This is a genomic window from Chryseobacterium taklimakanense (assembly GCF_900187185.1).
GTDB classification, from domain to species: Bacteria; Bacteroidota; Bacteroidia; order Flavobacteriales; family Weeksellaceae; genus Planobacterium; species Planobacterium taklimakanense.
Genome location: NZ_LT906465.1, coordinates 2,171,170 through 2,185,449, shown reverse-complemented (window position 1 = coordinate 2,185,449; position 14,280 = coordinate 2,171,170). Strand labels below are relative to the sequence as shown.

General features: G+C 40.4%; 14 protein-coding genes. 12 read left to right on the top strand and 2 right to left on the bottom strand.

The annotated features are described in order from the left end of the window. Positions 1-11 precede the first annotated feature (11 nt). Positions 12-869: a helix-turn-helix domain-containing protein gene (locus CKV81_RS10440; protein ID WP_051230781.1), complete on the bottom strand. Its 858-nt coding sequence runs from the start codon at positions 867-869 to the stop codon at positions 12-14. A gap of 71 nt (positions 870-940) precedes the next feature. Beyond that, positions 941-2,101 (bottom strand): 4-hydroxyphenylpyruvate dioxygenase, encoded by a 1,161-nt coding sequence (hppD, locus tag CKV81_RS10435; protein WP_095073084.1) that lies wholly within the window; start codon positions 2,099-2,101, stop codon positions 941-943. 368 nt (positions 2,102-2,469) lie between these two features. Between hppD and CKV81_RS10430 the strand changes: the two genes are divergently transcribed. From CKV81_RS10430 to CKV81_RS10375, 12 genes are all read left to right on the top strand, one after another. Then, positions 2,470-2,691, top strand: coding sequence for a heavy-metal-associated domain-containing protein (locus CKV81_RS10430; RefSeq protein WP_095073082.1), 222 nt, complete (start codon positions 2,470-2,472; stop codon positions 2,689-2,691). Positions 2,692-2,729: 38 nt separating this feature from the next. Further along, positions 2,730-3,173, top strand: a complete 444-nt coding sequence (locus CKV81_RS10425) for a DUF3347 domain-containing protein (RefSeq protein WP_091520433.1) — start codon at positions 2,730-2,732, stop codon at positions 3,171-3,173. A gap of 66 nt (positions 3,174-3,239) precedes the next feature. Then, on the top strand, positions 3,240-5,540 hold the full coding sequence (locus tag CKV81_RS10420) for a multicopper oxidase family protein (RefSeq protein ID WP_095073080.1): 2,301 nt from the start codon (positions 3,240-3,242) through the stop codon (positions 5,538-5,540). Between the two features lie 152 nt (positions 5,541-5,692). After that, positions 5,693-6,889, top strand: a complete 1,197-nt coding sequence (locus tag CKV81_RS10415; protein ID WP_095073079.1) for an MFS transporter — start codon at positions 5,693-5,695, stop codon at positions 6,887-6,889. 183 nt (positions 6,890-7,072) lie between these two features. Beyond that, positions 7,073-7,927: a heavy metal-binding domain-containing protein gene (locus CKV81_RS10410; protein ID WP_258454290.1), complete on the top strand. Its 855-nt coding sequence runs from the start codon at positions 7,073-7,075 to the stop codon at positions 7,925-7,927. A gap of 115 nt (positions 7,928-8,042) precedes the next feature. Next, positions 8,043-8,264 (top strand): heavy-metal-associated domain-containing protein, encoded by a 222-nt coding sequence (locus tag CKV81_RS10405; protein WP_091520439.1) that lies wholly within the window; start codon positions 8,043-8,045, stop codon positions 8,262-8,264. Positions 8,265-8,416: 152 nt separating this feature from the next. After that, the gene (locus CKV81_RS10400; protein ID WP_095073077.1) at positions 8,417-9,244 is read left to right on the top strand and encodes an RteC domain-containing protein; all 828 of its coding nucleotides are present in this window, start codon (positions 8,417-8,419) and stop codon (positions 9,242-9,244) included. A 1,133-nt stretch (positions 9,245-10,377) separates the two neighbouring features. Then, positions 10,378-11,172, top strand: coding sequence for a hypothetical protein (locus CKV81_RS10395; RefSeq protein ID WP_024565584.1), 795 nt, complete (start codon positions 10,378-10,380; stop codon positions 11,170-11,172). A 23-nt stretch (positions 11,173-11,195) separates the two neighbouring features. Further along, on the top strand, positions 11,196-11,546 hold the full coding sequence (locus tag CKV81_RS10390) for a hypothetical protein (protein WP_024565585.1): 351 nt from the start codon (positions 11,196-11,198) through the stop codon (positions 11,544-11,546). Further along, on the top strand, positions 11,543-13,012 hold the full coding sequence (locus CKV81_RS10385) for a relaxase/mobilization nuclease domain-containing protein (protein WP_024565586.1): 1,470 nt from the start codon (positions 11,543-11,545) through the stop codon (positions 13,010-13,012). Before CKV81_RS10390 ends, CKV81_RS10385 begins: the two co-directional genes overlap by 4 nt. Before the next feature lie 2 nt (positions 13,013-13,014). Further along, positions 13,015-13,668 carry a ParA family protein gene (locus CKV81_RS10380; RefSeq protein ID WP_024567408.1) on the top strand — a complete coding sequence of 218 codons (654 nt, stop codon included), beginning with the start codon at positions 13,015-13,017 and terminating at the stop codon, positions 13,666-13,668. Positions 13,669-13,730: 62 nt separating this feature from the next. Continuing rightward, positions 13,731-14,264 (top strand): hypothetical protein, encoded by a 534-nt coding sequence (locus CKV81_RS10375; RefSeq protein WP_095073075.1) that lies wholly within the window; start codon positions 13,731-13,733, stop codon positions 14,262-14,264. Positions 14,265-14,280: the final 16 nt, after the last annotated feature.

Genomic DNA, 14,280 nt, shown 5'->3' with positions numbered 1-14,280 from the left:
TAATTCGCTGTTTATAGCACATTTTTCCCATTTGCAGAGATTTGAGTTGCATTTCTGAAAGAAAGCGGAGAAACCCCAGTTTGCAATTTGAAAAACCGAACAAAATACGAGTAATCTTCATAACCGAGATACGCAGCAATCTCTTTGATACTGAATTGTGTATTAGCTAACATTCTTTTGGCTTGTAGAATAATCCTATTTTTTATAATTACATTCGGTGCGATTTGTCTTTCAGTTACTATTTTCCGGTTAAGGCTTTTCGGAGTAATATTAAGCATCAAAGCATAGTCTGATACATTATGCGCCGTACGGTAATGTAATTCTATCAATTGGCTAAACCTCCTTGTCAGATCCTTATCGTAAGATATTGCTTGATGAGTATCGTCATTTTTTTTTCCAAGTGTGCGTGTCGCTGAAATCACGATTTGCTTTATATATGTTTTAATCATCTCTTCAGCCCAAAAATCTTTCATTTTGATTTCCTTCTGAATAGAAATCAGAAGTTTTTGAAAATATTTTTCCTGACTTAAAGTAAGATCTATATAAGGAAGTTCGAAAACATTGTCAAAGAGAAGTCCATCGCACGCAAGTTCCTTATCATGGAAAGCAATGCAATAAAAATCTGGGCTAAAGTACACAAGACTTCCTTTAGAATTATCGCAGACTTTGAAATATTGCCCAATACTGAAAAAAAGCAAAGTGCTTTCCTCAAAATCATAATCTATAAAATCGACATTAATACGCCCACCCTTATTTATAAATACAATTTTATAGTACTTGTTAAACCAGCTTATGTCACTCTTGATTTCATTGGGCATTCCAAGAAGATCAAAATATCCAATCATTTTATCTCTATTAATATCGACCATTTTTTTGTACAACGATTAAAATAAAAAAAGTCCTAAACTAATTTTAGGACTTTGATAAAAATAAAAAAAATCTACAAGGTTCCTCTTCTTTCCTGCTCTCTTTCAATAGACTGGAACAATGCTTTAAAGTTTCCTGCTCCGAAACCTCTTGCACCCATTCTTTGGATGACCTCAAAGAAGAATGTTGGGCGGTCTTCAACCGGGCGGGTAAAGATTTGTAATAAATAGCCCTCTTCGTCCGCATCAATCAGAATACCCAACTCCTGCAATTCCTTAATATCTTCTTTAAAGCGGTGCATATGTGCTTTTAAACGTTCAGGAATGGCATCATAATATGCCTGTGGCGGTCTTGATAGAAATTCGACACCTCTTGATTTAAGGTCGTTTACCGTCTTTACAATATCGTCCGTAGTTACGGCAATATGCTGAACTCCCTCGCCCTCGTAAAACTCAAGGTACTCTTCAATCTGTGATTTCTTTTTGCCCTCAGCGGGTTCGTTTATAGGGAATTTAATTCTACCATTGCCGTTTGCCATTACCTTAGACATCAGGGCTGAATATTCGGTAGAAACTTGCTTATCGTCGAACGATAAGAAATTTTCAAATCCCATTATATCCTCAAACCATTTTACCCAGGTATCCATTTGGTTCCAGTCCACGTTGCCCACCATATGGTCAATATATTTCAGCCCCGCAGGTGCAGGGTTGTATTCGGTTTCCCAATGCTCATAGCCCGGCATAAATACGCCATTGTAATTTTTGCGTTCGGTAAACATAAAAATCGTTTCGCCATACGCATAAATGCCAGATTGTACCATTTCTCCGTTTTCGTCAGTGGTTACGGTTGGTTCCATATAGGCTTTAGCACCTCTTTTCGTAGTTTCTTCAAAGGCTTTACGGGCATCTTCTACCCAAAGCCCAACTACTTTGATACCATCGCCGTGTTTCTTTACGTGTTCGTTGATTTCGGAATTAGAGCGCATCCCGGTAGTTAAGACTAATCGTACTTTGTCCTGCTTTACCACGTAGGAAGCCCTGTCCTGCAAGCCTGTTTCCAGTCCGGCATAAGCCAACGACTGGAACCCGAAAGCGGATTTGTAATAGTGGGCGGCCTGCTTCGCATTGCCAACATAAAATTCCACATAGTCGGTTCCTAAAATCGGTAAAAAGTCTTGTGCACCCTCGAATATCTTATCCAATCCGTATTCGACGTTTTTTAAATCGTTTGTCATTATAAATGATTTTTAAAATTATATCAGTGTGATTTTGCAATAAAGATTGTTGCACAAATGGGATTAGTGCAATCGTGTATGGGTTGGGGAACCAGAGCTACAACATAGCCCGATGCAAAACCGAGAGAAAGGTTTTGATAGCCATTTTATAAACAGTTAGCGTTATTCGGTAGTAAATGTATTCCGCTTATTCTGAATGGGCACTATAATCAGTAAAAGTCACAAAACAAAACCGAAATATTACAAGTCGAAGCTATTTTGAAGTACAATCAGTAAATATCATAAATCAAACAAGGAATTTCACAAACAGTATAGCGCATTCTGTCCCGAAATTTGTACTAACAAAAACAATATAAAAGTTCAAGACAATGGAAAGCAAAAATCTTCAATTCAAGACAAACCTTAATTGCAGTAACTGTGTATCAAAAGTGCAGGCAGATTTAGATAACGCAGGCGGTATCTGCGAATGGAACGTTGATACTACGAACACCGATAAAATACTTACTGTAAAAGCAGAGGGTATTACCGAAGACGAGATTGTCGCCATCATCAAGAAAAAAGGGTTTAAAGCTGAACCCATTTCACAATAATATAATCAGCCATTCACTAATCATTAAAAAGGATAAAAATGAAAAATCTAATAGTAGCAATGACCGTAATGTTGTTTGGAGTTTCTGCTTATGCACAGAATACAGGCAACCTGTTGAACAACTACATCAGCGTAAAAAATGCTTTAGTAAGCAGCGATAGCAAAGCGGCAAGCACCGCCATTACCGCACTGAATGAAGCCGTAAAAAGTGAGGGCAATTTTGCACAGAAAGCAGAATTGCAGAAAGCCACAGACAAGTTAAGCAAAGCAGGTAATAACCTTGAAAAGCAAAGAGCCGCTTTCAACGATGTATCTACCGTACTGTGGAAATTGGTAAAAGGTTCTGACAAAGTCACCCAACCTGTTTACTACCAATATTGCCCGATGAAAAAAGCATATTGGTTGAGCAAAGAAAAGGAAATTAAAAATCCTTACTACGGTTCCTCTATGCTTACCTGTGGTAAGGTTGCCGAAACTAAATAATAACCCAGTAAGGCATTGCTCATTGGGCAATGCCTTTTAACTTTTATAACCAATGCGATTTTTAAAATGGATAATCAAAAAAATTTTTACAAAAAGCTGTTGCCGCTAACCCTGTTGGCACTCTTCATATCACAAGTCAGCATTGCCCAAAAGGTAGTTCATTACGACCTGTATGTAAAAGATACGGTGGTAAACTTTGCAGGCAAGGAGAAGAGGGCAATCGCTATAAACGGGCAAATCCCGATGCCCACACTTGAATTTACAGAGGGCGACACGGCGGAAATCGTAGTGCATAACCAGTTAAAAGAAAGTACATCCCTGCACTGGCACGGCTTGTTCCTGCCCAACAAAGAAGACGGCGTACCCTTCTTAACACAAATGCCGATTGAGCCGGGCACAACCTATACTTACCGTTTCCCGATTATCCAGACAGGAACGCATTGGTATCATTCCCATTCAGGTTTACAGGAGCAAATTGGTATGTACGGCAGCTTTATAATGCACAAAAGGGCTAATGATAAAACATTCAGAAAAGGAATTGACGATTTGCCGGAAATCCCCATTATGCTAAGCGAATGGACGAACCTCAATCCCAACAATGTACACCGTATGTTGCACGCTGCAAGTGATTGGTTTGCGATAAGGAAAGGCGCAACACAAAGCTACGCCGAAGCCATTAGAAGCGGTAAATTCAAAACCAAGCTGACCAACGAATGGAAGCGTATGTTGGCAATGGACGTGAGCGATGTGTATTACGACCGTGTAATGATGAATGGTAATCATCATACCGATTTAAAAAGCATTGACGGCAAGCCCTTAAAAGCAGGTGATAAAGTACGCTTGCGCATTTCCAATGGCGGTGCATCGTCTTACTTTTGGCTACGCTACGCAGGCGGTAAAATTACCGTAGTGGCAAGTGATGGTAACGATGTGGAGCCTGTTGAGGTGGACAGACTGATAATTGCTGTATCTGAAACTTACGATGTGGTCGTTACCATTCCCGAAGACGGTAAAGCGTTTGAGTTTATGGCAACCACTGAAGACCGCACCCAATCCACAAGTTATTTTATTGGAAACGGTAAAAAACAGTTAGTAGGGGAAATGCCACGCCTGAAATATTTTGAGGGTATGCAGATGATGAACGATATGATGAAGATGAACGGCGACCTTGACGATATGGGAATGAATATGAGCCTGAACCAAATGGATATGAACGTAGTAATGTACCCGGAGATTACAGGCGAAGAAAAAAGTAAGAAAAGTAAGGATAAAGAGCCAGCTATGGAGCATCACGGCGACCATAATATGAGCAAGGACGAAGACCCCAACCGCTATAATGCCAATGCGTTGAGCGATATTAAAACACTGAATTACTCAATGTTGAAATCGCCGCATAATACCACGCTTCCGGCAGATGCCCCGGTCAAGGAACTGAAATTTACTTTAACGGGAAATATGAACCGTTACGTTTGGAGTATGGATAATAAGGTTTTGACAGAAACGGATAAGATACCTGTTAAAAAAGGCGAAGTATTAAGGATTACGATTTACAATAACTCAATGATGCGCCACCCGATACACCTGCACGGTTTTGATTTCAGGGTACTGAATGAGCACGGCGAAAATGCACCGATGAAAAACATCATCGACATTATGCCGATGGAAACCGATACCATAGAGTTCCTTGCCAATACCGAGGGCGATTGGTTTTTTCATTGTCATATCCTGTATCATATGATGGCGGGAATGAACAGGGTGTTTGCAGTGGACGATTATAAAAATCCTGAATTGCCCAACAAGGCTAAAGCCTACAAGATGTTACAGCGTGAAAGCAATATGCCGCACCTGATGGCGCAGAGCGATTTTGCTACCAACGGTATAGACGGGGAAGCAATGCTGATGAATGCCCGTTACAGCTTAGGCACGGAGTGGCGTTTGGGTTACAACGATATGCACGGTTACGAAGTTGAAACCCATTTAGGGCGTTACATCGGTAAAATGCAATGGCTGATGCCTTTTGTCGGCTTCGACTGGCGATACCGCAGAATGGGAATGGACGAGCACGAGAAAAACCTCTTCGGACAGGTTAATAAAAAGGACAACAGGGCTGCTGTGAGCTTAGGGGTAATGTACACCTTACCGATGTTGGTTAATGTACAGGCAGAAGTTTACCACGATGGTATTTTCAGGGTTTCATTGATGCGGGAGGATATACCTATCTCCAGACGGTTAAGAGCCGGGTTTATGGTCAATACCGATTTGGAGTATATGGCAGACCTGCGGTACATCCTGACAAGGCATATCGGTATCAGGGCGCACTATGATAGTGATATGGGCTTTGGTGCAGGGCTTTCGCTCAATTACTAAAAGAACTATTCAAAGAACAAGTAAAGGTTGTAGCGATTATGCTATGACCTTTTTGCATTTACAATACCGGGCTAAATCAGTAAACCTCACAAATATATCACAATAGACAGCCCGAAGCAAATTGCCAATTTTGTATCATAAATTTTAAGATTATGACAGCAAAAATAAAATGGAACAACGTGTATCTTCTGTTTACCTCGCAGGCGCTGTTTCAGACTGCATCCATATTGGTAATTACGCTTTCGGGTGTGGTAGGCTTACAAATGGCTCCCGATAAAAACCTGGCGACCTTGCCATTGGCAATGATTACCGTAGGTACGGCAGGTATGATGATACCCGCATCCCTCATCATTAGAAAATTAGGTCAGCGCAATGCCTTTATGATAGGTACGCTGATAGGCGTTTTGTCGGGTTTGGTTTCGTGGTACGCCATTATCCAAAATTCCTTTTGGCTGTTTTCAGTAGGTAATATGCTCATTGGTGCTTATCAGGGCTTTTCGCAATACTACCGTTTTGCGGCGGCAGATGCCGTTCCCGACAATGCGAAAAGCAAGGCAATTTCTTTCGTTATTGCGGGTGGCGTTGTTGCGGCTTTCGCCGGACCCAACTTAGCGAGGTTTACACAACATTTAGGGGCGGTTCCTTACGCTTATTCCTACTTTTCCATTATCCTGTTAAGTGTGGTCGCTTTGGGCGTTGTTTCCTTTCTAAAGCTGCAAAGAACATCTGCGGTACAAACCAAGGAAGCAGTTAAGAAAGGTCGCCCGTTAAAAGAAATCATTAAGAATAAAGATACCATCCTTGCAATACTGGCATCATCTACCGCATTTGCCGTAATGGGAATGTCAATGACCGTTACACCGATAGCGATGCATAGTGTAGGACATTCGTCAGATAGTTCAGCAACGGTTATCCAATGGCACGTATTAGGTATGTTCCTGCCTTCGTTCTTTACAGGTATGCTCATTCAGAAATTCGGTGTTTACCGTATCATTATTTCAGGCTTGGCGATTTTGTCCCTGTACATCGTTATTGCCCTGATGGGAACAGGCTTTGTACATTTCGTTTCTGCATTGTTTATTGTGGGCTTAGGTTGGAACTTCCTGTTTATCGGTGGTTCATCCTTGCTAACCAAAGTGTACAGACCTGAAGAGAAAGAAAAAACGCAGGCTTTCCACGATTTCACGGTTTTTGCAGTAATCAGTATAGCGAGCTTCTTCGCAGGCGGCTTGTTTAATTACTGGGGTTGGAACGGCGTAAACATTGCATTGATACCGATGCTTATCATCACATTGATAGTCGTTATCAGGATTGTTATGAGCCAAAAGAACAGCGTTAGCAATCAGTAAAAATCGTAAATCAAACAAAGAATATCACAATAGATACAACCCATTTAATACGGAAATTTGTATTGTAGTAAGAGATATAGATAAGTGAATAATTTAAAAACCATATTGCTAAGCACGTTTGTTTCACTGGCAGCCTTATCTGCCTGTAACAATTCGGAAATTAATAATAAAAAATCAGAGGATATGAATACACATCAGCACGCAAATCACGACAGCGCATACGCTTGTCCGATGCACCCGGAAGTAACAGGAAACAAAGGCGATAAATGCCCTAAATGTGGTATGGCTTTGACACCTGTTAACAATAAGAAAAGCCAGTTTGACGTAAAAGTGGCTGCCGACCCGCAAAATGTCCAAACAGGCAAACCGACAAACTTATCCATTGCCGTTACAAAACACGGTAAAAATGTACCGTTGGAAGTAGTGCACGAAATGAAAATGCACCTTTTGGTGGTGAATGAGGAGCTGACCTGGTTTGACCATATCCACCCCGAAGAACAGGCAGACGGTTCTTACAAGGTTTCAGAAACATTCCCGGAAGCAGGCAAATACCTGTTATTTACGGACTACAAACCGAACGGAGCCGAGGGAGAGGTCAATAAGCAAACCATTGACGTAAAAGGTACGGCATCAGCCCAAACCACCGAGTTAAAAACAAAGTTGGTTTCAACCGTAGATGGTTTTACGGTAACGCTGCTTAACGGCGAGGATTTCAAAACAAACAGAAATCAGGGCTTGCAATTTTCAGTAGAAAAGGAGGGCAAGAAATTAGCTGAAGAGGATATGCAGAACTATCTCGGAGCGACTGCCCATATCGTAATGATAAGCAAAGCCGATAAGGATTTTCTACATATACACCCCGTTTCAAAAGAAAATTTCCCAATCTATGCCGAAACGCTTATCAAAAAAGCGGGGCTTTACAGAGTATGGGTACAGTTCAAAATAGACAACGTGGTGCATACGGCAGATTTCACGATTACCGTATCAGAGGGAGAAAAATCGGAAGAAGACCACAGCCATCACGCCCACAAACATTAATAGTCCGCAAAACAGTAAATGTCACAAATTAAACCCAGAATATCACAATAGCAGGCTTAGGGATTATATTGAATTTTGTGGCAGTTCAAAAAATATTAAATAAAGTTTAAAAAATATGGAAAATACAGAATTTCAGTTCAAGACCAATCTTAATTGTGGTGGTTGTGTATCAAAGGTAAAAGCGGATTTGGATAGTGCGGACGGTATCTGCGAATGGAATGTAGATACAGCTAACAATGACAAAATTCTAACCGTAAAATCAGAGGGCATAACACAAGATGAAATAGTTGCCATCGTTAAGAAAAAAGGCTTTAAAGCAGAACCATTAGCGGTTTAATCTCTTAGCCCTATCCTGTTTCTAATAAAGGATAGGGCTTTCTCGTACCCTTTCAATACATATTAAAATGAGGCAATTTATTGTGGGCTATCTGCAATTGCTGCCTCATTTTATACTTTTTAATTGGTTTCACACTTTAAATTCCGGTTCCGATGATAGATTATTGCCAAACTATAATAAGCGAATTAGACGATAGAATAAATGAATTGACCTATGAGCCGAGTAATTCACTGGTATCGTATGAAAATGCTATTGGACTGGTCTTACAGAAACTTGAAGAGATAAAGAAATACATTAAGAAAAATGGCTTTAAAGATGATGAAGAGGAAATACTATTTTTCAAGCAGTTAAAACCGCAGTTGGTTTCTAAGCTCATCTACTTCAATTCGATTTACAAGATTGAAACCAAAAGACCACGTGGAGGGGATAAAACCATCAAGAAATATCTTAATGTAGAGCTTTCCAAAATCAAACGATATTTCGATGCCAATCTGGAATTTTACAAGTATTATAGAACCAACAGCACCCACCTCGACAATAAATTCTTTTTGCGTGGCAAGCACGATATAAAGTTAAGTTTAGACACGTATTATTTTGAAGCCGACCATAATTTCACAACATCCCACGATTACAAGGTTGCCAAGATTATTGCCAACGATTTGATACAGGTTTATCTTGAAGACCAGTTGAGTAATAACAATCAGAGAAAGCTATTTGAAACCACACCTTTGAACTGGACGGGCAGCAAAACTTCACTCATTGAATTGATTTATTCACTGCATTCGCAGGGTTCCATTGACAACGGGAATGCCGACATTAAAATCATTGCCAAGACCTTTGAGAATATGTTTAATATTGACTTAGGGGATTTCTACCATTCCTATTTGGAACTGAAAGGCAGGAAGATAAACCGAACGAAGTTCCTTGATAGTCTTCGGGATGCACTTATCAAAAGAATGGACGAGCAAGACGAAAAATAAAGGTAAAGTTTCACTGCTTTACCTTTATTTTTTATAAATTTGCAATAATGATTTACAAGGTAATTGAATGAAAGCAAGTGCAGTAAGCACCATTACTAAATCGTTACCGATAACTCTTTCGGTTCTTGTAAACTACTCTTTATTAGTCAGTTTTGACTAAATTAATCTTTTTTTTTAAAAAATAATTGTTAATGCTAAGATTTCTTACAGAAACGAGGGATTTCCGTGCATTATTAGTGCAAATTCTCAACAAATAAAGTCATCTTTTTCAAAAACCTGCCTGATTTAACCACAGGCAATTTTTCAACCTGCGTAAATTGGGCACATCCCAATCACAAAGCCGCGTAAAAAAGCCCATTTCCAAGAGAATCTTTTTCATTATTTTTAATTCCAAGATTATCTAAACTAAAATCTAAAAAATAACTCTGAAATAATCATCTACAGAATTTTCAGTCCTTCCGATTCTTTTGTTAAATATGCACTCCCAAAGTAACCACCTGCGAAAAATAGACACAAGTTCAAAATCAACCTGGGTAAAATAGACCCACCCTACATTTTCCTAAATGATAAGCATTCTGACAAAAATTTCAATGATAAAAAGACACACCTTCCTTCAAAACCTGCACCAAATAAACTTATCTTTTTCAATAAGTTGGGTAATTTAGCTACAGGTTATCATGCAACCTGCGTAAATCAGCCACATCCTACTCGCAAACGTGGGTAGAAAAGTTACACCTCAATTCTCCCCGTTTTCCATGTTTTTTTCCTTCCAAAGCAACTTTATCATAAAAAACCGCAAAACAACCCTAATATAAGCATTCGAGGAACCTTTTCAGACCTCTAAAAAAATCAGTAAACTTTTGTTGCAAGATGTGTCTTTGTACCCACAAACTTTTCAAGTTTTGGGACAAAGACGGTCTTGCCTTTTTGCAAAAGGGGAAAAAACGGCGGAACTTGTTTTTTTTAATCACCAAATCTGGTTCAAGCATCTAAACTCGTCTAAATTATTCTTTTTTAATCTTCGGAGAATCTAAACTCGTCTAAATTGTTCTTATTTAGCCCACGCCCCATGAACACTATTGTTTTCACGGATTTGATGTCCCAATTTTGCAACAGAAATTTTAATCAAAAAAATGAAAGCAACCCTCTATGTTCTCCTGACACTTTTTGCCATCAACCTCAATGCGCAGGTCGGAATAAACACACAGACACCCGAAACTACTTTTGATGTAGTAGGAAAACCAAACGACACCTCACATCATGACGGGATTATTCCTCCAAGGATAACGGGCGACCAGTTGGCGAACAAGTTTTACACACAGGCAAAAAAAGGTGCGGTTGTATTTGCCACCGCTCCGGCTTCCAATCTTTCGGGGCAGGTCATCAATATTTCAGAATCAGGAATGTATTATTTTGACGGCAACGTATGGCAGAATTTCGCAAAGGAGAAACAGCCTGTCGAATACAGAATTGTACTCACCTTCGATCCCAACAGCACCGCCGCACTGACAGCAACTTCAACTTGGTCCGCCCCTGTAAACTATTCGGGAAATAGCCACGCCTATCTTACCTCCTCAAAATATTACACCATCGGAACCAAAAATTTCGGAGGACTAAAGGGAGCGGTTTTGTTCAGAAAAGTACAGGGAATTGTAAATGTATGGTTTCAGATGTACAGGTCTTCTGATTCCGCACCGATTACGGGAAACGCCTTCATCAGCATTGCGAGCATCTACAGCGACATCGGATACATTCCCAACCAGATTGTCTTACTGCATACGGAAAATTCCACGCAATATTTTCCAGCCCTGCTGGAGAATTACAGCATCCAGATTCCGCAAACCTCCCTAAACGCAATGTCCACATCCTACTACACCTACGGAGAAGTTCAAGGATATTCCAACTGGATCAAGCCTTATCTGCCCTAATTGATGATTCAACAAAGTCCTTAATGGAAAAAGAAGACTACATAAAATTCAGAATATCCAAAACCAAAAAACAGGACTGGAAAAAAATATGCAAAGACAGAAACCTCACATTGACCGACTTACTGACGGCATCAGTTGAGAACAGAATTTTAGACAACGAAAGAAGACAGATACTGGCGTTCATTGAAAAACAAGACAACGTCTTCATCAAGATAGAGACCAACATCAACCAGGTAGCGAAAATTGCAAACGGACAAAAGTTTATTTCGGAATCAGAACTGAAAAACTTCACCGCAAAGCTTTCAGAAATCGCCAAATTGAAGAAGCAGCAAAACCAAATCTTCGAAAAGATCTATGAAATGCTCGCAAAATGATTGTCAAGATTATTCCTGCTTCAGGCTCGGATTTTCACGGCGTTCAGTACAACGACAAAAAGATGGAGAAAGGAACAGGAGAACTGATGCTGATGAAAAACTTTCCCTCCTTCATCAATGGGGAAAGCAGTCCGGAGCAGGTTCGGGACTACTTCAAATCCATTTCAAAAAATGAGAAGGTAAAGAAACCACAGTTCCACGCCGTCATTTCTGCAAAATATCAGAATCATGGCAAGGAAGAAATCACCGAAATCGCCAAAGACTTCATGCAGGAAATGGGCTACGGAAAACAGCCGTTCATAGTTGTTTACCACAGCGACACCGAGAACAACCACGTCCATATCGTCTCCACAAGGGTTGACAAGCAGACCGGAAAGAAAATCAACGACAGTTACGAACGCTTGAAAGCCCAAAAAGCATTGGCAGATACACTAGAAAAACGATACGGAGTAAGTTCCGAGGAAAAATTAGAAAAACTGCTAAACTATCAAATTGCTTCACTCAGCCAACTGGAACTCCTGCTTGAAAGAAGCGGGTTCAAACTAACTAAAGACACAAATGATGAAAATGACTTTTCCATTCTGAAGAACGGGGTAAAACTTAAAACCATCCACGGTAACCAAATCAGTTTTACCCCCAATTCGGACAACGGACGAATGAGACAGCTGAAAGCCATTTTGAGCAAATACAAAGACCTCTGTTCCAATAAAGTCTTCAAGGTAGAGGACAGAAGGGCGCAGGAATCACTGCTACCGGAAGAAAGGCACAGCGACCATTGGAAACCCAAGATAGAGTTCGAGAGCGAGCTCCAGAAAAAATTGCGGGACATCTACGGACTGGATGTGGTCTTCCACCACAAGGACGGACAGAAACCCTTCGGATACAGCATCATCGACCACAAATCGGGAAAGGTGTTCAAGGGAAGTGAGATCATGAAGATGGACGACCTGTTTGAGATGACCGATGAGAAAATTGACAAGAAACTTTTTGAAAGTCTAAAGGACTATAATCTGGCGGACAGTTTTTCAAAACAAATATTAATGGAGCATCTGAAACGCCAGAATCCCGAAAACGCTATAATAGAATTTATGCTTTTCGAGTCTAAGAAAATAAAGAACAGGGAGGTTTTCAACGCCATAAAAAACGAGGTAAAGGATTATGTCGAAACACAGAATAACAAGGATGTCCACCTCATAAAATCGGAAGATGGAAAATATTATGCCGTCCACTCCAAACTGCATTATGTGGGTTCATTGGAAAACTTAATTGGAGAGAATGCCTATCAAAAATTCCTCAATCCAAGCAAAGAATTGACACCGGAAAGTAGAGATGAAAATCTTTCCAAGGAACTGGATAGAACCATAGACGACCTGATTTTCCAATTCACCAAACCGTCGGGAGGAACAGGGAGAGACCCTGCCGAAGAAGAGTTAAGAAAAAGACGCAAAAATAAAAAAAGAACATAAGAATGATCATCACATTTGCCACCCAAAAAGGCGGAACAGGGAAAACCACCCTCGCCATCGCATTCGCCAACTATCTCTCCAGAATTTCTACAAGGAAGATCAAGGTGTTTGATTTCGACTACCAAAAATCCTTCTTCAACAAATGGAGGGAGGATGCGGACTCGGAACTGCCCAAACTCTACGAGGTGGAAGTCATTGGCGAAGATGACGATGAGCCGCCTTTCGAGGACTTGGAACAGGTTGTCGACCTGAAAGAAAGCAAAGACCTGTTCCTGTTCGATCTGGCGGGAACACTGGACCAGAGATACAGCGATGTTTTGGTGTACAGCGACTTCATCATCATTCCCTTTGAGTATTCCGATGTGTCCGTAAAATCAACCTTGGTATTCAAAAATCTTCTGGGTTTGTTGGAAAGCGAGGCGGAAAGAATCTTCATCCGCTCCAAATACGACAAGGGCTACAAATATCTCAACCAAAAGGAAATGGATATCGAGTTGGCAAAATACGGAACTCTACTAGAAAATCCCGTGTTCAAGAGAAACTGCCTCCAAACCATCGACACGAGAAAACTCACCTACGAGCAAAAATACGCCGTAAAGAAGCCGTTCGACGAAATTATACAGCAGATCAGCGAGGTCAAAAAAGTTGCGCTTTAACGAGAGACAAAAGAGACAAGAAAAAAATAATCCATAAACCACAAACCTCAAATCAATACATTATGTTAAAATACTCACTCATCCTTTTAGGAGCCTACTTTCTGTACTATGCCGGAAATATCGTCTACGACCTTTTCCTAAAAAAAGAGAAAACCGTTCAGACCGATGTTGCAGAAGAATACTCACTCGGCGACTTTGCACAGGCGGAGAATGAGGAACCCACCTTGATCGGCATCGAGGATGTGGAAAATCTCAAAACCCCGAAATCATTCCTAAAAAGCGAACCCATTCCGATTCAAAGACAGAACAATTTTGAAGACAATCCCAGTTTGGAAGAATTGAGGAAACGATTTGAAGCGGAAGAGGATTTGGATGGGACCAGCTCAAAACAGCCCGAAACCAAACACCATGAAAATCCGCCACAGCAAACGGAAATCAGCAAAAAGCCAGAAATTATTGAGCCAATAGTTTCCAAGAAAAAAAATGATGCACAGAGCAAGAAAGACCAATGGAAAGAATTTGTCAACCTTTCTGAAACCAACGTAAAACTGGTGGACAATATTGAGGGACAAAAGGTTTACCACTCGACGATTTAACCAATTTACCATACAT

What these genes read in the sequence shown, in the direction of transcription:
- CKV81_RS10440 (WP_051230781.1), bottom strand. Translation starts at nt 869, where the DNA reads ATGGTCGATATTAATAGAGATAAAATGATTGGATATTTTGATCTTCTT.
- hppD (WP_095073084.1), bottom strand. Translation starts at nt 2,101, where the DNA reads ATGACAAACGATTTAAAAAACGTCGAATACGGATTGGATAAGATATTC.
- CKV81_RS10380 (WP_024567408.1), top strand. Translation starts at nt 13,015, where the DNA reads ATGATCATCACATTTGCCACCCAAAAAGGCGGAACAGGGAAAACCACC.
- CKV81_RS10425 (WP_091520433.1), top strand. Translation starts at nt 2,730, where the DNA reads ATGAAAAATCTAATAGTAGCAATGACCGTAATGTTGTTTGGAGTTTCT.
- CKV81_RS10405 (WP_091520439.1), top strand. Translation starts at nt 8,043, where the DNA reads ATGGAAAATACAGAATTTCAGTTCAAGACCAATCTTAATTGTGGTGGT.
- CKV81_RS10400 (WP_095073077.1), top strand. Translation starts at nt 8,417, where the DNA reads ATGATAGATTATTGCCAAACTATAATAAGCGAATTAGACGATAGAATA.
- CKV81_RS10420 (WP_095073080.1), top strand. Translation starts at nt 3,240, where the DNA reads ATGGATAATCAAAAAAATTTTTACAAAAAGCTGTTGCCGCTAACCCTG.
- CKV81_RS10395 (WP_024565584.1), top strand. Translation starts at nt 10,378, where the DNA reads ATGAAAGCAACCCTCTATGTTCTCCTGACACTTTTTGCCATCAACCTC.
- CKV81_RS10375 (WP_095073075.1), top strand. Translation starts at nt 13,731, where the DNA reads ATGTTAAAATACTCACTCATCCTTTTAGGAGCCTACTTTCTGTACTAT.
- CKV81_RS10385 (WP_024565586.1), top strand. Translation starts at nt 11,543, where the DNA reads ATGATTGTCAAGATTATTCCTGCTTCAGGCTCGGATTTTCACGGCGTT.
- CKV81_RS10410 (WP_258454290.1), top strand. Translation starts at nt 7,073, where the DNA reads ATGAATACACATCAGCACGCAAATCACGACAGCGCATACGCTTGTCCG.
- CKV81_RS10415 (WP_095073079.1), top strand. Translation starts at nt 5,693, where the DNA reads ATGACAGCAAAAATAAAATGGAACAACGTGTATCTTCTGTTTACCTCG.
- CKV81_RS10390 (WP_024565585.1), top strand. Translation starts at nt 11,196, where the DNA reads ATGGAAAAAGAAGACTACATAAAATTCAGAATATCCAAAACCAAAAAA.
- CKV81_RS10430 (WP_095073082.1), top strand. Translation starts at nt 2,470, where the DNA reads ATGGAAAGCAAAAATCTTCAATTCAAGACAAACCTTAATTGCAGTAAC.